Source organism: Nitrincola nitratireducens (assembly GCF_000585235.1).
Classification (GTDB): Bacteria; Pseudomonadota; Gammaproteobacteria; order Pseudomonadales; family Balneatricaceae; genus Nitrincola; species Nitrincola alkalisediminis.
The window spans coordinates 21,349-41,590 of sequence record NZ_AONB01000019.1; the positions used below are offsets into that span (position 1 = coordinate 21,349).

Annotated in this window: 22 protein-coding genes; 20 read left to right on the forward strand and 2 right to left on the reverse strand. The window is 48.4% G+C overall.

Translation table 11 applies throughout. The annotated features are described in order from the left end of the window. The first annotated feature begins 157 nt into the window (after positions 1–157). The 12 genes from D791_RS14485 to D791_RS21105 all read left to right on the forward strand — a co-directional run bounded on the left by D791_RS14485 (position 158) and on the right by D791_RS21105 (position 10,901). Positions 158–619 (forward strand): DUF3305 domain-containing protein, encoded by a 462-nt coding sequence (locus tag D791_RS14485; protein ID WP_051514562.1) that lies wholly within the window; start codon positions 158–160, stop codon positions 617–619. Then, positions 616–1,329, forward strand: a complete 714-nt coding sequence (locus tag D791_RS14490) for a DUF3306 domain-containing protein (RefSeq protein WP_036513114.1) — start codon at positions 616–618, stop codon at positions 1,327–1,329. The genes D791_RS14485 and D791_RS14490 overlap by 4 nt, the downstream gene beginning before the upstream one ends. A gap of 55 nt (positions 1,330–1,384) precedes the next feature. Then, positions 1,385–3,112, forward strand: coding sequence for a 4Fe-4S dicluster domain-containing protein (locus D791_RS14495; RefSeq protein ID WP_051514563.1), 1,728 nt, complete (start codon positions 1,385–1,387; stop codon positions 3,110–3,112). A gap of 10 nt (positions 3,113–3,122) precedes the next feature. Beyond that, positions 3,123–3,755 (forward strand): TorD/DmsD family molecular chaperone, encoded by a 633-nt coding sequence (locus tag D791_RS14500; RefSeq protein ID WP_051514564.1) that lies wholly within the window; start codon positions 3,123–3,125, stop codon positions 3,753–3,755. Positions 3,756–3,766: 11 nt separating this feature from the next. After that, the gene (locus tag D791_RS14505; RefSeq protein ID WP_036513116.1) at positions 3,767–3,979 is read left to right on the forward strand and encodes a twin-arginine translocation signal domain-containing protein; all 213 of its coding nucleotides are present in this window, start codon (positions 3,767–3,769) and stop codon (positions 3,977–3,979) included. Positions 3,980–4,017: 38 nt separating this feature from the next. After that, complete coding sequence (locus D791_RS14510) at positions 4,018–6,882, forward strand: formate dehydrogenase subunit alpha (protein WP_036513118.1); 2,865 nt, start codon at positions 4,018–4,020, stop codon at positions 6,880–6,882. 60 nt (positions 6,883–6,942) lie between these two features. Next, on the forward strand, positions 6,943–7,587 hold the full coding sequence (gene fdh3B / locus D791_RS14515) for a formate dehydrogenase FDH3 subunit beta (protein ID WP_036513120.1): 645 nt from the start codon (positions 6,943–6,945) through the stop codon (positions 7,585–7,587). Between the two features lie 2 nt (positions 7,588–7,589). Next, entirely contained in the window at positions 7,590–8,582 is a 993-nt protein-coding gene (locus D791_RS14520; RefSeq protein ID WP_051514565.1) for a formate dehydrogenase subunit gamma, read from the forward strand. A gap of 237 nt (positions 8,583–8,819) precedes the next feature. Then, positions 8,820–9,140: a DUF1244 domain-containing protein gene (locus D791_RS14525; RefSeq protein ID WP_036513123.1), complete on the forward strand. Its 321-nt coding sequence runs from the start codon at positions 8,820–8,822 to the stop codon at positions 9,138–9,140. Beyond that, positions 9,137–9,655, forward strand: coding sequence for a molybdenum cofactor biosynthesis protein B (moaB, locus tag D791_RS14530; RefSeq protein WP_036513125.1), 519 nt, complete (start codon positions 9,137–9,139; stop codon positions 9,653–9,655). Before D791_RS14525 ends, moaB begins: the two co-directional genes overlap by 4 nt. Before the next feature lie 29 nt (positions 9,656–9,684). Next, positions 9,685–10,506, forward strand: coding sequence for a molybdopterin molybdotransferase MoeA (locus tag D791_RS14535; RefSeq protein ID WP_237748662.1), 822 nt, complete (start codon positions 9,685–9,687; stop codon positions 10,504–10,506). Continuing rightward, positions 10,503–10,901: a MoeA family protein gene (locus tag D791_RS21105; RefSeq protein ID WP_237748663.1), complete on the forward strand. Its 399-nt coding sequence runs from the start codon at positions 10,503–10,505 to the stop codon at positions 10,899–10,901. Before D791_RS14535 ends, D791_RS21105 begins: the two co-directional genes overlap by 4 nt. On the opposite strand, the gene D791_RS14540 is transcribed toward D791_RS21105, so the two are convergent. Both D791_RS14540 and D791_RS14545 read right to left on the reverse strand, forming a co-directional pair. Next, entirely contained in the window at positions 10,871–12,964 is a 2,094-nt protein-coding gene (locus tag D791_RS14540; protein ID WP_081763890.1) for a sensor histidine kinase, read from the reverse strand. The genes D791_RS21105 and D791_RS14540 overlap by 31 nt on opposite strands. Then, positions 12,961–14,364, reverse strand: a complete 1,404-nt coding sequence (locus D791_RS14545; protein ID WP_036513127.1) for a sigma-54-dependent transcriptional regulator — start codon at positions 14,362–14,364, stop codon at positions 12,961–12,963. Before D791_RS14545 ends, D791_RS14540 begins: the two co-directional genes overlap by 4 nt. 243 nt (positions 14,365–14,607) lie before the next feature. Here D791_RS14545 and D791_RS14550 point away from each other — a divergent pair, with 243 nt between their 5' ends. The 8 genes from D791_RS14550 to moaC all read left to right on the forward strand — a co-directional run bounded on the left by D791_RS14550 (position 14,608) and on the right by moaC (position 20,242). Then, on the forward strand, positions 14,608–15,420 hold the full coding sequence (locus D791_RS14550) for an ABC transporter substrate-binding protein (protein WP_036513129.1): 813 nt from the start codon (positions 14,608–14,610) through the stop codon (positions 15,418–15,420). A 125-nt stretch (positions 15,421–15,545) separates the two neighbouring features. After that, positions 15,546–16,253, forward strand: a complete 708-nt coding sequence (locus D791_RS14555; protein WP_036513131.1) for an ABC transporter permease — start codon at positions 15,546–15,548, stop codon at positions 16,251–16,253. Beyond that, positions 16,250–16,708 carry an ATP-binding cassette domain-containing protein gene (locus D791_RS14560; RefSeq protein WP_051514567.1) on the forward strand — a complete coding sequence of 153 codons (459 nt, stop codon included), beginning with the start codon at positions 16,250–16,252 and terminating at the stop codon, positions 16,706–16,708. Before D791_RS14555 ends, D791_RS14560 begins: the two co-directional genes overlap by 4 nt. Beyond that, positions 16,684–16,887, forward strand: a complete 204-nt coding sequence (locus tag D791_RS19180; protein WP_051514568.1) for an ATP-binding cassette domain-containing protein — start codon at positions 16,684–16,686, stop codon at positions 16,885–16,887. The genes D791_RS14560 and D791_RS19180 overlap by 25 nt, the downstream gene beginning before the upstream one ends. After that, positions 16,871–17,467, forward strand: a complete 597-nt coding sequence (gene mobA / locus D791_RS14565) for a molybdenum cofactor guanylyltransferase MobA (protein ID WP_036513133.1) — start codon at positions 16,871–16,873, stop codon at positions 17,465–17,467. The genes D791_RS19180 and mobA overlap by 17 nt, the downstream gene beginning before the upstream one ends. Before the next feature lie 99 nt (positions 17,468–17,566). Then, positions 17,567–18,130, forward strand: a complete 564-nt coding sequence (mobB, locus tag D791_RS14570; protein ID WP_036513135.1) for a molybdopterin-guanine dinucleotide biosynthesis protein B — start codon at positions 17,567–17,569, stop codon at positions 18,128–18,130. Beyond that, entirely contained in the window at positions 18,123–19,445 is a 1,323-nt protein-coding gene (gene moeA, locus D791_RS14575) for a molybdopterin molybdotransferase MoeA (protein ID WP_051514569.1), read from the forward strand. The genes mobB and moeA overlap by 8 nt, the downstream gene beginning before the upstream one ends. Continuing rightward, the gene (gene moaC, locus D791_RS14580) at positions 19,442–20,242 is read left to right on the forward strand and encodes a cyclic pyranopterin monophosphate synthase MoaC (protein WP_036513137.1); all 801 of its coding nucleotides are present in this window, start codon (positions 19,442–19,444) and stop codon (positions 20,240–20,242) included. Before moeA ends, moaC begins: the two co-directional genes overlap by 4 nt.

A 20,242-nucleotide genomic window follows, 5' to 3' on the forward strand; every position in this document is an offset into this window, starting at 1 on the left:
AAGTTGCGTCAAAATGTCCCATTGTAAAACAAGGAATGTGATTTATTGACCCTATTTTTTTGAAGGGAAACTGTCTGTAGCCCTGATTTGATCCTTGTTAGACATCACGGCACAGTCTTTGCCTGTGATCTATACTTCGTTAAAAAAGGGGAAAGACATGAAGCCGTCTGTTCGTTATCCAACATTAGATACATGGCCTTTGTGGGTTCGGTTGGAAAAACATGAAAAACTGTCGAGAGGTTGGCCGTGTATTACGTGGTCTGTAGCCGAAGTTTATGCGAAAGATCCTCAGCGCAGCGATGCTCACATGATTTGGTTACAGCTCTTTCGTGATGAGCGCATTGCGTATCGTTTCAATTTAAGCGCGGAAACGCCAAAGCTCTTTGTTGTTTGTGAAGAGGTGTCATCTGACCTGTCTCTTCCTCGAAAGCTTACCTGTGCTCAAGATGTTGCCGCCGATTATATGGATGCAAACCAGCCAGTGTTAAGCATTCCATTACCTGAAGCGATACATGCGTGGTTGGAAGCCTTTATGGCTGAACACGGAGAGGTTGAGGATCCAAAAGCCAATAAACGGCGCTTAAGAACAGCCAGTTCATCAGAAGGAGCCTCCTCATGACGGATGGTTTTTTATCGCGTTGGTCTCGATTAAAACGACGTGAGCTGGATGACTCTTCATCTCCTGCTTCAGAGCTAGACTCTTCTGTTGCGATAGAGGATGCATCAATTGAATCCGATACGTCAGTCGTTATCACAGACGTGGAGGAATCTGAAAGCTCTCCGCATTCGTCTGAGGAGCTGCCGAGTGAGGAGGTTGTACTCACGGATATTGATATGCCAGATTTATCTACGATCACATCCAAAAGCGATATGTCGATGTTTTTCTCGAGTGGAGTTTCAGCAGAACTTAAGAAAAAGGCATTACGTCAGTTTTTTCATCAGCCTGAGTTCAATGTACGAGATCCTTTGGATGATTACGCTTTGGACTATTCAAATCCAACTAAATTAATTTTGAAACCTGGAGAGGTCGTCCGAGGTTGGGCGCAAGAACGCATGGATGAGCCATGGAAAAGGCGAGGGATGTTCTACTTTCGGATAATAAAGTGGTTGATTCTGAAGATGTTTCTTTTGAAAAAGAGGGAGTGGATGATCAGAAAGTCGATGCCTTTGATGAGCCAGTCTTGCACAGTAAAAATGAACAAGGCGAGACAAAATGATGCAGTTGTGGATTCTCGATCTATAAAGCCTGGCTTTCGTGTCAGTATTTTGTGCTTTTATGGTCGTAAATCTTGGCTTCTTAATTGCTATCTTAACACTATAACTAAATAACTCGACCGCCATTGCTATTGAAAATAACGATATAGGCGAGCCTGAGAGAGTGTCAATGAAACCAAACAGCTTAATTCCAATGAAGGTCTTTACGGCAAGTTCGCAAGACAACGCGAGAGCGCGCCAGCAGGCGATCAATGCCTTGCCGCCTGTGCTAACCTTACAAGACAACTTAATCACCTATACCAGCCAAGGACATCTTTTAATCTTAGGTCCAGAAGACCTTATTCGCTTGGCAGCGGCTCAGTTATCAGGTTTGAAAAGCATCACCTTACTGGCGATGGGGCAAGTAAGCAGCCAATCAGATGAGCATTTGGAAAAAGCCTTAGCGGCCGTGCCTGAACTTACCCCAATATACCTACCGCTTGAGTCTTTAACGGGTTGGTTAGGTTCCTACCATCTTCAGCTTAAAAGCCCACAGGGTGACATCGTTAATCCGGCCAAGCTGTACACGGGCAAAGATACATTTGACATGGTGCTGGATTTAAATCCAGAGCCCACCCTAGCCGCTGAAATGTCGCCGCCTGGTTATTTTCACATTGCAGCCGATTCTGATCATCTTGTTCAGGCCATTGAAGAGATTTCGTCCTTAGTTGGCGAATTTGAAAAACCGGAATATGTCCAAGTCAATCATGATATCTGCGCCCATTCTGATCGAGGTAAGCTGGGGTGCACTCGTTGCTTGGACGTGTGTCCTGCCGATGCAATCACCAGCCATAACCGCACAGATACGCATGACTTTCAAATCAGTGTCGATGTGCATTTATGTCATGGAGCGGGCAGTTGTACCACTGCATGTCCGACAGGTGCGTTAACCTTTGCAGCGCCACGTCCGCAATCACAGCTTGACCGTTTACGGCATTATTTGGATAGCTATCGTCAGGCAGGGGGAGAGCATCCTGCCATCTTGATTCATGCAGAGCATACCGATATCGACCTAGAGGCACTACCAACGCATGTTCTGCCTGTTGCGCTAGAGGAAGCTGCAGGTATTGGTGCAGAGCTTTGGTTAGCTTTGTTGGTACAGGGTGCGACCTATGTGGCGATTGCCGTGGATGAAGAAACACCGCCGAGCTTGCAGCGCCTGTTAAAAGATGAAATCAAACTGACCGGGCGTTTATTGACGGCCTTAGGCCATCCTGCGCAGCGATTGTCCTTGGTTGATGTAGCCTTCCTAGATACCGATCTTGCTGAGTTAGAAGACGCTGTTGCGCCATGGCGAGGGATGCCTGAGGGGCCGAGTTATCCTTACCAAGGTAAGCGCAAAACGTTGAATGAAGCGCTTGATCGCTTATACGAGCAAGGTGATGCAGACGATGCCATTGTTACGCTGCCAATGGGAAGCCCATATGGTCAAGTGCAGGTCGATGTGGATGCCTGCACCTTGTGCATGAGCTGTGTTGCGATTTGTCCGACCTCGGCTTTGCACAGCGGAAAAGATCAATCACCACGTTTATCTTTTTTAGAAGGTGATTGTGTTCAGTGCGGACTCTGTGAGCGAGCTTGTCCAGAACAAGCCATTCAGTTGGAAGCCCGTTTTGCTCCCGCTGCAGGCATTCGAGGTGAGCCTCGGGTCATGAAAGAAGAAGAGCCTTTTCATTGCATCAGTTGCGGTAAAGCCTTCGCAACTCAGAGCACCATTAAAAAGATATCTCAAAAGTTAGAAGCGCATCCTTATTTTCAGGGCGACGCTGCAAAGCGTCTACATATGTGCGAAGACTGCCGTGTTCGTGACAGTTACCGTGAATTGGCAGCGGATCCAGAAGCCCAACTAAGACTCTGAGGATTGATGTGTGGACACTATTTTGATGCAACAGCAAATGACAGAAGACGATGCACTCAGGGCCGATGTCTATGCACTCTTGGCGGCACTGTGTCGAGCGCATCCCTCGTCAGAACTCTTGGACTTTTTGAAATCGGTTGAAGTGGATGCGTCCACCCATAATCGTATGTCTCAAGCGTGGCAATTGCTAAAGCTTGCAGCAGAGCGTGCTCAGGTCGATCAATTGGAAAATGAATACGTCACGCTCTTTATCGGAATCTCGCAAGGTGAGCTGACGCCCTTTGCATCCTGGTATTTGACAGGCTCTTTGATGGAAGCCCCCTTGATTGAGTTGCGCAATGATTTAAACCTGCTTGGCTTTGAGCGGGAATCGTCCGTTAAGGAGCCAGAGGATCATATTTCAGCCTTGCTCGAAGTGATGGGACTGTTGATTCAACAGGGTGCATCACGTGAGCGTCAAGCTGTTTTTTTTCAACGACATATTAGTGCTTGGGCAGATCAGCTATTTGTTGATATGGCTAAAGCACCCAGTGCTGTGTTTTATCATGCCGTAGCGATGCTAGGGCAGGCCTTTGTAAACACCGAAAAAGTGTACCTACAGAAACGTCCCGATGCCGCCCAAAGCGTGCACCTACGGGGATGAGGAGATATACCATGCATAACAAGAAACAACCTGTTAATGAGAAAGCAAGTGTTGGACGCCGTCAATTCCTGAAAGGAATGGCTGTCGTTTCTGCTGCGGGTGTTGCCGTGACTGCAGGCCAGGCCGTTGCTTCAACGGATGTACCTGACATGGCCCCCGCTGCGGATACTCAGGGCTACCATGAAACGGACCATATCCGTGCCTATTATGCTAGCTGTCGCTGATCACGACGGTCATACACTCGAAAATTGAGGGAATGAAAATGCGTCTACATAAAAAAACCAGTGACTCGTCACTGGATTCACAGAGCGCGAATCGCCTAGGTGTGAGTCGTCGTGGATTTTTAAAGGGCACGAGCCTAGCCGCTGGTGGTATCGCTGCAACCGGACTGCTGGGTAAAACCATGATCCGTCCTACGCAGGCCGCAACGCCTAAATCCAGTGCCCCAGTTGAGATTAAACGAACCATCTGTTCGCATTGCTCCGTGGGCTGTGGTGTCTATGCCCACGTACAAAATGGTGTGTGGACTTATCAAGAGGCGGCCTTTGATAACCCCATTAACAAGGGCGCTCATTGTGCGAAAGGGGCTGCTCTTCGTTATCATGGTCACTCAACTCGTCGCTTGAAGTATCCGATGAAGCTTGAAAACGGTCAGTGGAAAAAGCTGAGCTGGGAGCAAGCCATCAATGAAGTGGGCGACAAAATTGAACAAATTCGTGCCGAGTCCGGTCCTGACTCCGTCTTTTGGTTAGGTTCTGCCAAGTTCAACAACGAACAAGCCTACTTGTTCCGCAAAATGGTGTCGTTGTGGGGAACCAATAACGTTGAGCACCAAGCCCGTATTTGTCACTCGACAACCGTTGCAGGTGTGGCCAATACTTGGGGCTATGGCGCGATGACCAACAGCTACAACGACATGCAAAACAGTCGTTCTATGCTGTTCATCGGCTCGAATGCCGCTGAAGCTCACCCCGTTTCGATGCAGCATGTGTTGATTGCCAAAGAGCGCAATAATTGCAAAGTGGTTGTGGCGGATCCCCGCTTTACACGCACTGCTGCAAAAGCGAACCAGTATGTTCGTATTCGTCCGGGGTCAGACGTAGCGTATGTGTGGGGACTCTTGTGGCATATCTTTGCAAACGGCTGGGAAGATAAGCAATATTTAGCTCAGCGCGTCTATGGCATGGATGAGATCCGCGAAGAAATTCAGCAGTTCCCACCGGATGTTGTGCAGGACATCACGGGTGTCGACGAGCGAACCATGTATCAAACCGCTAAGCTGCTATCTGATAACCGCCCGGGTTGTGTCGTTTGGTGCATGGGGGGAACTCAGCATACGACGGGGAATAACAATACTCGCGCTTACTGCATCCTTGAATTGGCCTTGGGTAACATTGGTAAGTCCGGTGGTGGAGCGAACATCTTCCGCGGTCACGACAATGTTCAGGGTGCCACTGACTTTGGTGTTCTGTCTGATTCATTGCCCGGTTATTACGGCCTTGCCGACGGTGCTTGGAAGCACTGGGCGGGTGTTTGGGGAGTGGACTTCGAGTGGATTCAAAACCGTTTCGATCAGACAGAGTATCGTGGCGGTAAGCCCATGAACACCAACGGTATTACGGTGTCACGTTGGGTGGATGGTGTCCTTGAAGACAAAGAGAAGATGGCGCAAAACGATAACATTCGTGCCATGTTCTATTGGGGTCATGCCGTCAACTCACAGACACGCGGTCCTGAAATGCGTGAGGCCATGAAAAAACTGGATATGATGGTCATTGTTGATCCTTATCCAACCGTGGCAGCGGTTATGAATGACCGTACCGATGGCGTTTATTTATTGCCTGCCTGCACTCAGTTTGAAACCTATGGTTCTGTGACGGCTTCTAACCGTTCGATTCAATGGCGCAGCAAAGTAATTGAGCCGCATTTTGAATCTAAGCCCGATCATGAAATTATGTATCTACTGGCGAAAAAAGTGGGTATTGCGGATCAGGTCTTTAAGAACATCGCCATTAATGGCAATGAGCCTCTGATTGAGGATATTGTCCGTGAGTACAACCGTGGTATGTGGACCATTGGTTACACAGGCCAAAGCCCAGAGCGTTTGAAGTACCATCAAGAAAACTGGCATGCGTTTGATTTTACCTCATTGCGTGCGGTCGGTACCGAGGCTCACGGGGACTTCTATGGTTTGCCTTGGCCCTGCTGGGGAACACCAGAGATGAAGCATCCAGGTACGCATGTGCTTTATGACACCAGTTTGCCGGTTAAAGATGGTGGTTTAGGTTTCCGTGCCAACTTTGGTGTAGAACGCAATGGCCAAACCCTATTGGCGGAAGGCTCGGCACCTGTGGGTAATGAGATTGGTGATGGTCACCCGGAGTTTACAGCCGCAATGCTGCAACAGCTTGGCTGGTGGGATGATTTGACCGATGCTGAAAAAGCCGCAGCTGAAGGTAAAGATTGGAAAACTGATCTGTCGGGCGGTATTCAGCGAGTTGCTATCAAACACGGTTGTGCGCCATTCGGTAACGGTAAGGCCAGAACCGTGGTGTGGACCTTCCCAGATGCGATTCCTAAGCACCGCGAGCCTCTCTACACCACGCGTCGTGATTTGGTTGCTAAGTATCCGACTTGGGATGATTTTGAATCCCTCTATCGCATGCCAACACTCTATAAGACCATTCAGGATCGTGACACCAGTGCCGAGTTCCCCATTATTCTGACATCTGGACGATTGGTTGAGTACGAAGGTGGTGGTGACGAAACCCGCTCCAACCCTTGGTTGGCCGAGCTGCAGCAGGATATGTTTGTTGAGATCAATCCATTTAATGCCAATACCCTGCGTATTGCTGATGGTGATGATGTGTGGGTGTATGGTCCAGAAGGTGGACGTGTGCGCGTCAAAGCCATGGTCACCAATCGTGTTGATCGTGACGTTGCCTTTATGCCGTTCCACTTTGGTGGTGAGTTCCAAGGTGAGGACTTACGCAAGCGCTATCCGGCAGGCAGTGACCCGTACGTGCTAGGGGAGGCTGTAAACACGGTGACGACTTACGGTTATGATCCCGTGACCCTGATGCAAGAAACGAAATGTACCGTATGCCGTATCGAGAAAGCGGCCTGAACCCACAAAAAATAAAGCAGGGCTTTTATTTGTGATTAAAAGCCCGTAAGGAGAATATCCATGGCTCGTATGAAGTTTTTATGTGACTCAGAGCGCTGTATCGAATGTAACGGCTGCGTTACAGCCTGTAAAAATGCCAATGAAACCGAATGGGGGATTCAGCGCCGTCGTGTTGTGACCTTAGATGATGGTGAGATTGGTAAAGAGGTGTCGATTTCAGTGGCCTGTATGCACTGTACGGATGCACCCTGTATGGCCGTTTGTCCGACGGATTGTTTTTATCCGACAGAGGACGGTTTGATTCTGCATAATAAAGATGCATGCATTGGCTGCGGATATTGTTTGTACGCGTGCCCCTTTGGCGCACCACAATTTCCGCAACAGGGTGCATTTGGTGCACGTGGAAAAATGGACAAATGTACTTTCTGTGCAGGTGGTCCAGAGTCTGATCCAGTGCTTGAACAGCAGAAGTACGGAGCCAACCGTCTTCGTGAAGGGAAATTACCGCTTTGTGCGGAAATGTGCTCTACCAAGGCGCTTTTGGCAGGTGATGCTCAGCAAGTTGCTGATATATTCCGTGAGCGTGTGGTTTACCGTGGTCATCGCAACAGTGCATGGGGAGCTGCGGATCATGAAGCAGATCAATCTGAGCAGTTGGCTAAAAATGCGGCTGACTTAGCCTATGACGCGACGCAGAGTGTATAGCTATGGAAAAATCACGGTCTAGAACGAGTGTAAGATTCTGGCTGGTGATGCTGCTGGTGGGCTGTCTGTTCAGCCTGCCAGTTGTTGCGCAAAGTCAAGGAGCTGATGCTCGTCGCGAGGCGTTGCAGTCCATGCCTGGAACAACTCCTGACTTTTGGCGGGATGCGGCCGGAGGCGTGAGTGGCCGAACAACGTCTCGAAGCGTGGGTGCAGACACACTCATTATGACAGAGGGAGAGCGTTGGAAAGAAATTCGCAATGAGTGGATTTCACCGGGTGGCTTGTTGGCACTGGGTGGAAGCTTAACGGCGATCACTTTCTTTTACCTGTTGGTTGGTCGTGTAAAGCTCACACATCCAAGAACGGGGAAGACGATAGAGCGTTGGACGCGCTGGGATAGAGCCATCCATTGGTATGTTGCTACGCTGTTTATCATTTTGGCATTAACGGGGCTTTCAATTTTGTACGCAAAATGGTTCCTGATGCCGATTTTACCGACCAGTCTGTGGTCGGCATGGATGATCGCTGCGAAAAACATACATAACTATTTAGGGCCGCTCTTTTCTTTAGGCGTTTTGGTCATGATAGTGAAATGGATTAAACACAACTTTTTTAACCTTGTTGACCTGAAATGGTTCATTAAAGGCGGTGGAATTGTCGGTAAAGGCCACCCCTCTGCTGGCTATCTCAACGGGGGTGAAAAAGTGTGGTTTTGGATGATTGTCTTTGTAGGGTTGACCGTTGTCGCTTCTGGGTTGGTGTTAGACTTTCCTAACTTCGGCCAAACGCGCGAAACCATGCAATTATTCTTAATCATTCATGCGGTGTCTTCCCTTGTGTTAATGGCGGCGGCCTTTGGTCATATATACATAGGTACGTTGGGGACCGAGGGGGCATTCGAAGGAATGAAGACAGGTTATGTCGATGAGTCATGGGCCAAACAGCACCATGATCTTTGGTATGAAGAAGTTAAGCAAAAGCAAAACAAATCTTAAGCCCTCTTAAGGTATGTGATCTGTTTAAACGGCCTGATGGACCTCACCCCTATCAGGCCGTTTTTTTATGAGCGAGGTGGAGTATCATCCTAGTTTGGAAAGACTGAAAATCTTTCTAGACTCATGTAGCGCTATGTGTTTTTATTTCCAGAATATCAACACCTTGCTGTAAAGGTATGAAGTGTGAGCCTGCGGGATCAACTTGTCATTTAAAAAACTCTGTACAGGATAACGACAATGAAAACATTGGATCAAACCACTCAGACTGAGCTAGAGGCCGCTGCATTTCGCACGTTACTTCAGCACTTAGACGCCAATAAAGATGTGCAAAACATTGATCTTATGATTTTGGCAGATTTTTGTCGTAATTGTCTGGCCAAGTGGTTAGTCTCGGCTGCCGAAGCCAAGGGTATTGAATTAGGCTATGAAGATGCGCGTGAGCATGTGTACGGGATGCCTTACAGTGAGTGGAAAGACCTGTATCAAGCACCCGCAACGCCAGAACAGTTAGCCGCTTTCGCAGAGCGTGAGGCGGCCAAGAAAGGGGCAAAAGAATGAGTGAATCTATTCCCCTTAATATCGCCGTGCTGACCCTGTCGGATACACGAACACTGGCTGAAGATCGTTCTGGTGATACTCTAGTTTCATTACTGGAAGCGGCTGGACATCGCTTGGTTGACCGTGAGTTAATTCCTGATGATGTGTATCAAATGAGAGCCGTGGTCAGTCGCTGGATTGCGGACCGAGAGGTTCAGGTGGTGCTGACAACGGGGGGGACTGGTTTTTCGGGACGGGATTCAACCCCTGAAGCGCTGCGCCCGTTATTTGATACAGAGATAGAAGGCTTTGGTGAGTTGTTTCGTCAGGTGTCTTGGCATGAGATTGGCTCATCGACGGTGCAGTCAAGGTGTTTGGCAGGGTTGGCCAATCGTACTGCTATCTTTTGTTTACCTGGCTCGACAGGTGCGTGTAAAACCGCGTGGAATCGTATTTTGCTTGAGCAATTGGACAGTCGCCACAAGCCTTGTAACTTTGTTGGGATCTTACTTCAAGGTAAGCAGTTACATACTTAATCAACACTTGAAAACAGACAGAGAGAATAATGGCCAGTACGCTAATTGCTGTTGATGATGCAATTCAACATATGTTGTCTGCAGTCGCCCCCCTACAACGTATTGAAGTTGTCGATTTAATGGCGGCGGCGGGTCGAGTGTTGGCTGAAGACCAAATCGCCTCTTGTTATGTCCCGCCAGCAGACAACAGTGCAATGGATGGCTATGCATTGCGCTTTGCGGATGCAAAGGCACCACTGCCGATTTCTCAGCGTGTAGCGGCGGGGCAGGCATCTCAGCCATTAAGGCCCGGTACCTGTGCGCATATTTTTACAGGCGCCGAAATTCCCTTAGGGGCCGATACCGTGGTCATGCAAGAAGAGATTGTCTTAACCGCATTTGATGATGTTTGCGTGCCAAGTGATATCCGCATAGGGCAGAATATTCGCCCCAAAGGACAGGATATCCAAGCGGGGCAATGCATTATTAAAGCAGGCACACGCTTGGACTACCGTCATTTAGGATTGTTAGCCAGTGTGGGGATTGCGCAGGTTTCAGTCTTTCTGCCGATCCGTGTCGTTTTGCTGTCAACGGGAGATGAGCTGGTGCAGCCGGGTGAGCCTTTAAAGGCTGGGCAGATTTACAATTCGAATCGCTTTTTGCTGCAGGGTTTTTTGCAATCACAGGGGGTGGAGGTGGTGCGTTTTATCCAAGTCCGTGACCGTTTTGAAGAAACCCTAACGGCTTTGGAGGATGCAGCGGACAGTGCCGACCTTGTGATTTCGACTGGAGGAGTGTCTGTCGGAGAAGAAGATCACGTAAAACCAGCGGTTGAAGCCTTAGGGCAGTTAAGCGTATGGCGCTTAGCATGAAGCCAGGCAAGCCCCTCGCATTTGGCCACGTTAAAGACACCCCCTTTATTGGGTTGCCTGGTAATCCGGTGTCTACCTTTGTTGGGGCGCATGTGTTTGTGCTTCCTCTGCTCAAGCGTTTAGCGGGTGAGAGTGCATCATCCTCATCCTTAAGGCTGGTGGGACGCGCTCAGTTTTCGGTAACCACTCAGATACGTCAAGAATATGTGAGGGTTAAAGCCACTTGGCAAGAAGGTCAGTGGTGTTTGTCGGCCTACCCGAATCAGAACTCAGGCGTGCTGAGTTCGGCGGTATGGGGCAATGCGATGGCCATTATCCCTCCCGCAACTCAGGTCGTGGAGGGGAGTGAGGTGAGCTTTGTCTTTTATACGACTCCGAACCCAGACAGTAACTGACGCATGGTTTCCTCATCCTCTTGATTGATAACCGCCTTTTCACGTAAAAAAATACTAAATTGGCTGCCGGTATCGAGTGTTGAGGATACTGTAATGTCCCCTCCGTAGCGACGCGCAAGAGAGCGACTGATGGATAATCCCAATCCATTTCCGTTTTCTCTTGTGGTAAAAAAAGGTTCAAAAATACGTGCCTGTACATCTTCAGAGATACCAACTCCTTCATCACGGATGCGGATTTCAACGCCGGGTGCGCCGTCATGCGTTGTCCAAGCATGAGTGGATACCCATATGTTCCCAGCCGCTGGCATCGCATTGGCTGCGTTCAACAGCAGGTTGATTAGCACCTGTTGAAGCTGTTGGCGATTGCCTTCAATTTCCCCTAAATACTCGTAGTTTTGTTGCACCTGAATGCATTTTTTATCCAAGGCATGGCGAACCAGTGCCAGTGTATCTTTGACCACGTCGTTGACGGCTAGGGTATGCAATTGGTCGATCACTTGTCCGGGGCGTGAGTATTGTAAAAGATTGTTAATAATGGCTCGAATACGATAGACCTGCTCAATAACCGTATCAATCTCCTCTTGAACTAAGCTGGCAGAAGGGCCCAGTTCACTCTGTAATAAATCCATGTGTCCTAAAATTACAGCGGCTGGATTGTTAATTTCATGAGCGATGCCTGCCGTTAACTCACCTAGTACGGCCAGCTTTTCCTTGGTAAAAAGCTCAGCTCGTGTTGCCTTTAAGAGTTCAAGAGACTCCTCAAGTGCCTCGGTTTTAAGTTGCAAGCTCAGGGTGCGTTCTTTTACTTTTTGCTCTAGCCGTTCAGCTGCTTGTCGAATTGTTTCTTGGCGAGCATCCAGCTCATCCAGCATCGAGTCAAATTGATGGGCGAGATCTGAAAACTCATCTTCATTGCGTAACTGACCGATACGTGTTTGGTTTGAGCCAGATCGAACCGCCATCACCGACGTATGAATGCGTTGAATCGGATGGAACAAGTGGTTGGCGCTGCGCCAGACTAAAATGGCAGAGATCAACAGTACAAAGGTCAGTGTTAACCCCATTTCACCTAAAGTGCGTAGGTACATTTCGAAGAATGGGCTTTCAGAAAAGCCAGCATAGAGCACACCAATCAGCTCATTATTTAAACCATATAAGGGCTCATATGCACTGATAAACCAGTCGCTCACGACAAAAGCACGGTCGAGCCAGATGCGCTCTTCTACGAATACACGATTGTGTACTTCAGATGAAATACGTGTGCCAATGGCTCGGATAAACCCTGTATCCGAAAGGTCGTAGTTCAGATCAACAGGCACATTGGTGGTGATCCGCGTATCCCCTAAGAATAGAGTGACGGTACCAATACCTCTCTCGGGCAGAGCATCTTGTCCATAGACTAGATCCCGAATCTGATCCACAAATTCTAGATTGTTGTTTAACATCAACCCAGCATCCAGAACATAGAGAAGTTGGCCATTGGCATCTAAAATGGGGTGCAGTGTTCTAACAAACATGCCTCGGTCTTCAAAGGTTCGATCCGTCGGTTTGGCTCTTGGCGTTTGAATGATTTGAGTAAGGGCTTTTTGCGGTAAATCAGGGTCAATCTCGTTCATTTCGGACGGCGTCAGAACGGATAAACCTTTAATACTGTTCCCTCCTAGTAGCCGATTGACGTTGGTTTGAGTGCCGGATGGCGTACTGGCCAGGTCTAGTAATTCATCAGGACTTAAAATACGTAGAAAGTCGACGCGATAGCGTGACTTCATGTCTTGAAGGAGCGCGTTGAGTGCACCTCTATCATGGTGTAGCAAATAGGGGGGGAGTGACCAAGTGTGGCCTAAGAGTTCTAGGTTCTCCAGTTGTCGATCTTGCATTAACTGCAACGTGCTACGTGCCACGGCAAGATCTGAAGCCACTTTCATATAAAGCTGTCTGTTTGTATATGTCGTTGTCCAGTAGGCTGTTAAGGCTATCAGTGCGGCTAACGTCAGTAATATGGGGGTTAAAATTAGAAGGAGTAAACGCCCCCGAACGGAGCGTCGCCAAGGTAATGGCATCATGGTTCATCAATGTCCATGAGCATCGGGGCGCTAATATCCGTTTCCATCCAGCTGACCAGTTTGCGATCCAGTGTTTTGCGCGCAACTCCGAGTTGGCGCGCCGCGGCTGATTTGTTGCCTTCACAAGCACTCAGTACTCTTAAAATATGTCGTTTTTCAACTTCTTCTAAGGGCCAGCAACTTGGATAGCCAGCGCCTAGGTTTTGGTCATCTTCATCATCAATGAGTTCGTCTAGGGGGAGATGACCTAAAAGGATACACCGTTCGATAAAGTTCTTGAGTTCTCGGATGTTGCCGGGCCAGCTATGGGACTGCATGGCTTTGAGGTCATCATGCGTAAAGGGAACAGCCGGTAGGCCTAAATCAGATGAAAGCTTACGTGAGAAATAGTGAGCAAGTTGCGGAAGGTCTTCAACACGGTCACGCAAAGGGGGAAGGGTTAGGGTCAGTACGTTTAAGCGAAAGAATAAATCTTCACGAAAATGATGGGCTTTGACTTCTTCACTCAACTTTCGGTTGGTTGCTGCCAAAATACGAACCTGAGTAGGGATCTCTCGTTCACTTCCAACTGGACGAATGGTTTTTTGCTCAAGTGCTCGCAGGAGTTTGGCTTGCATGCTTAAAGGCAGTTCACCAATTTCGTCTAGGAATAGAGTGCCCCCAGCGGCATAGGTAAACAGACCTTCACGCGCGCGGTCAGCACCGGTAAAGGCGCCTTTAGTATGGCCAAACAGCTCTGCTTCAAGGAGTTCGGGTGAGATAGCACCGCAGTTGACCGGTACAAACGGACCCTCACGTCCCGAATGTTGGTGCAACGCGCGTGCGACGAGTTCCTTTCCTGTGCCCGACTCACCTTCTATCAATACGGCAGAGGGAGTTGGAGCAACGCGTCGAATCACTGCCTCAAGGCGTTTGATCGAGTTGCTGTTGCCGAGCATGGGGGTTTCCGATTCAAGGTAACGCGTGACTTCTCGCCGTAATAAAAAGTTCTCTCGGGCGAGTTGTCTACGTTTGAGTACGCGCATGACGGCGTTCATCATTTGTTCAAGTCGAAAGGGCTTGAGAATAAAGTCAGCCGCCCCCACACGTAGTGCCTGAATAGCTGTGTCCAATTCTGCGTAGGCGGTCATGAAAATAACGTCTGAGTGCCGATTGGGATCATCAAGGGCTTCATGCCACTCAATCCCAGAGCGCCCCGGCAGTTTTACGTCGACAATCAATAAATCAAAGTGGCAGCGGCGTCGAATTTCTTCAGCTAGATCGATGCTTCCCGCAACCTCAACTAAGCCAAAGTGTTTTTGAAGAGCTTTTTGTAAAAAGCTGCGCATGCCTGATTCATCATCAACGACCAATACAGAAGCTGAACGGCACAAGTTGTAATCAAGAGTGGAAGAAGTCATCGCGTTACTCAGAGTTTTTTAAACAGGCTGCTACGAATTGTCTCATATCCCATTCTATATGTGTAATTTTGTCTCAATTTAAGAAGATACGCTTATAGAATGTGCTTTGGTTTTCTGCTTAGGTTTTTTATTTAGGCCGCGAACTGTGTGAGTTTGGACGCTTTCTTTAAAAATACTGGTCTTTAGATTGCAAACTGTGAGTTGTAACTTTTCTTATAAGCCACAGAATAAAAAGGACTCAATATGATAAAACGTTTGATATTCGGACTTCTGCTGATCAGCCTTTTCGTAAACTCGGGGCTGTCCTTTGCAGATGCCCAGCTTCGATTAGCGACTACTACGAGTACCTATAACTCAGGCCTGCTCGACTTTTTACTGCCTGAGTTCGAAGCCAAAACAGGTGTGCAGGTGCATGTGATATCGGTGGGTACCGGTGCGGCTTTACGCTTGGGTCAGGATGGCGATGTTGACTTAGTGATGACGCATGCACCTGAAGCAGAAGCTGCATTTGTGGCTGCTGGGTATGGCATTGAACCGAAAGCACTCATGTACAATGATTTTGTGATTGTCGGCCCGTTAAATGATCCTTCAGGATTGAAAGAGGTTAACAGTGCTGTTGACGCCTTTACGCAAATGGTTGCGCGTGATGCCATGTTTATTTCACGGGGTGATGATTCGGGTACACACATTAAAGAGAATGAAATTTGGCACGCCGCAAATATCACATTGCCATTTGCTGGCTACCGCGCCGTTGGGCAAGGTATGGGGCGAGTGTTATCGATTGCGGATGAGTTACAAGCTTATGCTTTAACGGATCGTGGTACTTGGTTAGCGATGAAAAGTAAGTTAGATTTAGCGCTTGTTTACGAAGGCGATGAGCGTTTATTCAATCCTTACCAGGTTATTTTAGTTAATCCAGAGAGACATCCTCATGTGAAGGTTGATCTGGCTCGGCAACTTTCCGATTGGTTGGTCTCCACCGAGGGTCAACGTTTGATCAATGCGTTTCAAATCGAGGGTGAGGCTTTGTTTTTTGCGTCGGCAGATTCTGAATAAGTACGCTTTACCTTCTTACATTTGTTTGATTGACGCCCCTAATTGGGGCGTTTTTATTGATCTTAAGCACTTGCTAGATTAACGTCAGTCATTTTTTTCATGCCTTACATGTTGGAGAAAATTGCGTGGAATCCATTTCTCAGGCTACCTTTGACGCACTGGCCTTGCTTTTGTCTGGCGATGCCGCCCTCTGGGGGATTATTCTTGTCTCCTTTAAAGTGTCGCTAACGGCGTTGTTTTTGGCGTTGCCTGTTGCATTGCTTTTGGGTTTTGCTTTGAGTTTTTGGCGATTTCCGGGGCATTGGATGATTGTGACCTTGAACAATACACTCTTGTCTGTTCCAACCGTTGTGATTGGTTTGATTTTGGTTTTGTTGTTATCGCGTAATGGGCCCTTTGGCGATCTACGCTTGCTTTTTACGCAGCCTGCCATGATTCTTGGCCAGATTCTGATTTGTTTTCCCTTATTGGTAACCATGCTTCATGCGGCGTATCAAGGGGTGTCTCGACACGCTTGGGAGACAGCCCGTACCCTTGGTTGTTCGCGATTAAAAACGCTGTGGTTGATTACGCGGGAGGTTAAGTTTGCGGTTCTGGCAGCTTTGGTCGCCGCTTTTGGACGGATTATCGCAGAAGTGGGATGCGCAATGATGGTGGGCGGGAATATCGCAGGTTATACACGAACCATTACGACTTCCATTGCCCTAGAAACGACGAAAGGCGAATATGTTCAAGGTATTGCTTTAGGAATTGTTCTTTTGGTTTTAGCATTGTTGTTAAATCTATTGGTTGGCATGAGTCGCGGTCGCAGTATTCAAGGTGTATCACAATGACCCGTTTATCGGCAGAGAATATCAGCATTCGTTATGGTGGAAAAACGCTCTGGCAAGTCGATCGCTTGGTGTTACCTGCATCTCGATTCATTCATTTGCAGGGAGCAAATGGCAGTGGTAAAACCACACTGATGAAAGTCTTATCTGGTTTGTTAAAGCCAGACAGTGGCAAAGTGAGTGTGGGCTTAAATGCACTAAAGGTGGGTGATGGACGTGTCTGTTATCTGCATCAGCATCCCTATTTATTCGATGTGACCGTTCGAGAAAATTTGCGTTTAGTGTTAAACAGTCAACGACTGAGCAAAAAAGAGAGTGTATCGCGTCTTGATGAGGCCATGTCGTGGGCTGGGTTGACTGAGTTGGCGGGTCAGTCAGCGAGAACCTTATCGGGGGGGCAACGGCAAGCTCTAGCAATGGCAAGAGCTTGGCTATGCGTCCCACCTTTTGGTTGCTAGATGAGCCGACAGCCAGTTTAGATACGGAGGCTGTTTTGCGCTTTGGTGATTTGGTTAAGCACATTCTGGATGAGGGCGCAGGGGTGCTTCTAACGGCGCACCAGTCTGGATCTTTATTGAGTATGTGTCATGAATCTTGGGTATTAAAAGAAGGGCGTTTACATGGTCAATCATCGTAACAATACTCCACGCACGAAGGTCAGTATCAGCGGAGTGATACTTGCCGGAGGGCAGGGGCAGCGCATGGGTGGGGTCGATAAAGGCTGGGTGCCTTATCAAGGCGTGCCCATGATTGAGCGAGTTGTATCGCGCTTTCAGCCTCAGGTTGATGAGTTGATTATAAATGCCAATCGTTCGATTGATGCGTATCGAGCATTAGGTCTGCAGGTTGTGCCAGATATTGAAGGCGGGTTTCAGGGGCCGATGCTGGGGATTGCGACAGGTCTTCAGGCTGCACAGCATGATTGGGTGATGTTTGTTCCCTGTGATGGTCCTTTTCTTGCGTTAGACCTCGTTGAGCATTTTTATCAGGCGGCTTGTGAGTCGAATGCTAAGATTGTGGTTGCCGCTGATGGTGAGTTTTTGCAGCCGATGGTTGTATTGTTGCATCGCCAACTTTTACCAAATTTGTTGCAAGCACTTGAAGAGGGAGAGCGAAAGCCTGATCGTTGGTATGCCAGTGTGGGTATGGCTAAAGTAGTCGTGGATTCTGACAGTTTGCGTAATTTTAACTCGTTAGATCAAATGAATAACGTTTAATTTGTATTAATTCTAGATTGATGGTTATTTTTTTCACCTTTGGTGTGGAATGCTCTTTGCTGCTGTATTGGAATAATAACGATAGGACCTGTCATCGATATGAGCGAGTTTTCTCTACCCTTACTGGGTTTTGCGGCTTGGAGTGGAACGGGTAAAACCACGCTGCTCACCCAGCTGCTGCCAAGACTAAAACAACGTGGGTTACGGGTTGGTTGTATTAAACACGCACATCATGATTTTGATGTTGATATTCCGGGTAAAGACAGTTACGAATTGCGTCATGCGGGTGCCAGTCAGATGCTGATTGCATCGGCCAAGCGCAGTGCCTTAATGATTGAATCTGCACAGCCCGAACTCCCCGATTTACGGACCCTCGTCGGTCAACTGCACGTAAATGAGCTAGACTTAATTTTAGTAGAGGGGTTTAAAGCAGAAACCTATCCCAAAATTGAGCTTTATCGAGCCAGCGTGGGTAAGCCACTGCTGTATCCTAATGACCCGACAATCATTGCCGTTGCCACTGATTCATTCGCCGAATTGAGTCAAGACTGCCCTCTACCCGTATTGGATATTAATTCGATTACTCAAATTGAACAGTTTGTTCTCGATATGAGTCAGCTTTCTCATGTGAGCCCTGCATCGCAAGTGAGGGGTTATGACTGATCAACCACTTTCCTGCTTTGATTTTATTGAACCGGGAGCTGATCCTTTTTTGCGCCTTGAGGAGGCAGTTGAGCGTATATTGTTGAGTGTTCAACAGCCCCCCGCAATTGAAGTCATTGATCTGTCATCAGCCCATCAGCGCGTTTTGGCGTTGGATGTTGTGTCGCCAATGAATGTTCCGCCTCATCGGAATTCGGCGATGGATGGGTATGCGGTGAAGGGCAGTGATCTTGGTCAAAGGGAGCATTGGATTGTTCAGGGTACTGTGCTTGCAGGGCAAGCTCCCAGCTCAGTCTTGCAGTCAGGGCATGCCTTTAAAATCACGACAGGGGCGCCGATGCCAGACGGTGCCGATACCGTTGTGATGAAGGAGGTTTGCCAACTCAACGGAGAAACATTGATTATTCCGTTAGCAAAGCAGCCGACGTCAGGCAGCAATGTTCGGCAAGCCGGTGAGGATATTCAAGAGGGGCGTTGTTTGTTACGCGCAGGACAACGTTTGTCTTCAGTGCAGATCGGTCTCTTGGCATCCTTGGGCTTCGCTCAGATCACTGTTTACAAACCCGTCAAGGTGGCCGTTTTTTCCACGGGTGACGAGGTGCATGCACCTGGGCAGATCCTCTCGCCTGGGGGCATTTACGATACCAATCGTTTTACATTGCTAAGCAGTCTGCGATCTTTGGGCTGTGATGTATTGGATATGGGGATTTTGCCGGATGACTTACCCTTATTGACCGATGCATTGGCAGCGGCTCAACACTCGGCAACCTTGGTGTTGACCAGTGGTGGCGTTTCGGTTGGGGAAGCGGATTATGTCAAACAAGCCGTGTCGGCCTTAGGTGAAATTGGCTTTTGGCAGTTGGCAATTCGGCCTGGCCGACCTTTAGCGTTTGGACGTTTGCTGTCAGAGACATCTCCAGCAGGCTGTTTGTTTGCAGGCTTGCCCGGAAATCCAGTAGCAAGCTTAGTTACCTTGATGCTGGTTATACAACCTTTAATTCGGCGTTTACAGGGAGAGCAGGATTGGCAAGGGCTGACGTTATCAGCGAAAGCGGGTGAGTCGATGAAAAGTCGCTTGGGGCGCAGTGATTTTCATCGAGGAGTGCTCAGTTTTGATCGTCAAGGGCAGGCTCAGGTTGTGACGACTGGACGTCAAGGTTCGGGTATTCTCACCTCTATGCATCAAGGGAATTGCCTCATACGTCTTCATGACACCCAAGCGCAAGTGAACCAAGGCGAACTCGTGACAGTCTACCCTTTTAGCACTTGGCTCCCGGTTGGCAGTCCACGCATTTTATTGAAGGAAATTAGATGACTAAATTGACGCATATCGATTCCAAAGGTCAAGCGCACATGGTTGATGTGTCCGGCAAGGCGCTTACAGCTCGCAGTGCGACGGCCTGCGCTTCAATTAAAATGCGCCCAGAAACACTCGAAATGATCATGACGGAGCGCCATGCTAAAGGCGATGTGCTTGCGACAGCGCGTATTGCAGGTATTCAAGCGGCTAAACGTACGTCGGATTTAATCCCCCTTTGCCACCCCTTGATGCTTTCAAAAGTCAGTGTTGAGTTTGAAGCCGATCCTGAGCTTCCGGGTATGCGAGTGTATGCAACCTGCAAGTTGGCAGGTCAAACAGGGGTCGAAATGGAAGCCTTGACCTCTGTGTCAGTGGCGGCTCTGACCTTATATGATATGTGTAAAGCGGTTGATAAACACATGGTCATTGGTGAGATACAGGTGTTAGAAAAGCGTGGGGGTAAGTCGGGTGATTGGAGTTTGGGGGCAGAAGAGTCAACGATACCTGTTGATGTGTTGCCAATCTCTAGTGCCTTGGAAAAAGCATCTGATCAAAATATTCGTGTTCGTTTCTTTGCCCATTTAAGAGAACAGGTGCAACGTGATGAATGTGTTCTGAATTGTCATGAACTTCCTATCGATGCAACAGTGAGTGATGTCATTCAAGGGTTGGTTGCGCAAGATGCCTGTTTGGCTCAAGCCTTCGCAAATGAGTCCTTGTTAGTCGCTGTGAATCAAACCATGGTTGACCGTAACGCGCAGGTTCATCCTGGGGATGAGGTTGCATTTTTCCCACCAGTCACGGGAGGTTGA

Bases quoted from the DNA above. Each gene is read 5' to 3' on its own strand.
- D791_RS14485 (WP_051514562.1), top strand. From the start codon at position 158: ATGAAGCCGTCTGTTCGTTATCCAACATTAGATACATGGCCTTTGTGG.
- D791_RS14490 (WP_036513114.1), top strand. From the start codon at position 616: ATGACGGATGGTTTTTTATCGCGTTGGTCTCGATTAAAACGACGTGAG.
- D791_RS14495 (WP_051514563.1), top strand. From the start codon at position 1,385: ATGAAACCAAACAGCTTAATTCCAATGAAGGTCTTTACGGCAAGTTCG.
- D791_RS14505 (WP_036513116.1), top strand. From the start codon at position 3,767: ATGCATAACAAGAAACAACCTGTTAATGAGAAAGCAAGTGTTGGACGC.
- D791_RS14510 (WP_036513118.1), top strand. From the start codon at position 4,018: ATGCGTCTACATAAAAAAACCAGTGACTCGTCACTGGATTCACAGAGC.
- fdh3B (WP_036513120.1), top strand. From the start codon at position 6,943: ATGGCTCGTATGAAGTTTTTATGTGACTCAGAGCGCTGTATCGAATGT.
- D791_RS14520 (WP_051514565.1), top strand. From the start codon at position 7,590: ATGGAAAAATCACGGTCTAGAACGAGTGTAAGATTCTGGCTGGTGATG.
- D791_RS14525 (WP_036513123.1), top strand. From the start codon at position 8,820: ATGAAAACATTGGATCAAACCACTCAGACTGAGCTAGAGGCCGCTGCA.
- moaB (WP_036513125.1), top strand. From the start codon at position 9,137: ATGAGTGAATCTATTCCCCTTAATATCGCCGTGCTGACCCTGTCGGAT.
- D791_RS14535 (WP_237748662.1), top strand. From the start codon at position 9,685: ATGGCCAGTACGCTAATTGCTGTTGATGATGCAATTCAACATATGTTG.
- D791_RS21105 (WP_237748663.1), top strand. From the start codon at position 10,503: ATGAAGCCAGGCAAGCCCCTCGCATTTGGCCACGTTAAAGACACCCCC.
- D791_RS14540 (WP_081763890.1), bottom strand. From the start codon at position 12,964: ATGATGCCATTACCTTGGCGACGCTCCGTTCGGGGGCGTTTACTCCTT.
- D791_RS14545 (WP_036513127.1), bottom strand. From the start codon at position 14,364: ATGACTTCTTCCACTCTTGATTACAACTTGTGCCGTTCAGCTTCTGTA.
- D791_RS14550 (WP_036513129.1), top strand. From the start codon at position 14,608: ATGATAAAACGTTTGATATTCGGACTTCTGCTGATCAGCCTTTTCGTA.
- D791_RS14560 (WP_051514567.1), top strand. From the start codon at position 16,250: ATGACCCGTTTATCGGCAGAGAATATCAGCATTCGTTATGGTGGAAAA.
- D791_RS19180 (WP_051514568.1), top strand. From the start codon at position 16,684: ATGCGTCCCACCTTTTGGTTGCTAGATGAGCCGACAGCCAGTTTAGAT.
- mobA (WP_036513133.1), top strand. From the start codon at position 16,871: ATGGTCAATCATCGTAACAATACTCCACGCACGAAGGTCAGTATCAGC.
- mobB (WP_036513135.1), top strand. From the start codon at position 17,567: ATGAGCGAGTTTTCTCTACCCTTACTGGGTTTTGCGGCTTGGAGTGGA.
- moeA (WP_051514569.1), top strand. From the start codon at position 18,123: ATGACTGATCAACCACTTTCCTGCTTTGATTTTATTGAACCGGGAGCT.
- moaC (WP_036513137.1), top strand. From the start codon at position 19,442: ATGACTAAATTGACGCATATCGATTCCAAAGGTCAAGCGCACATGGTT.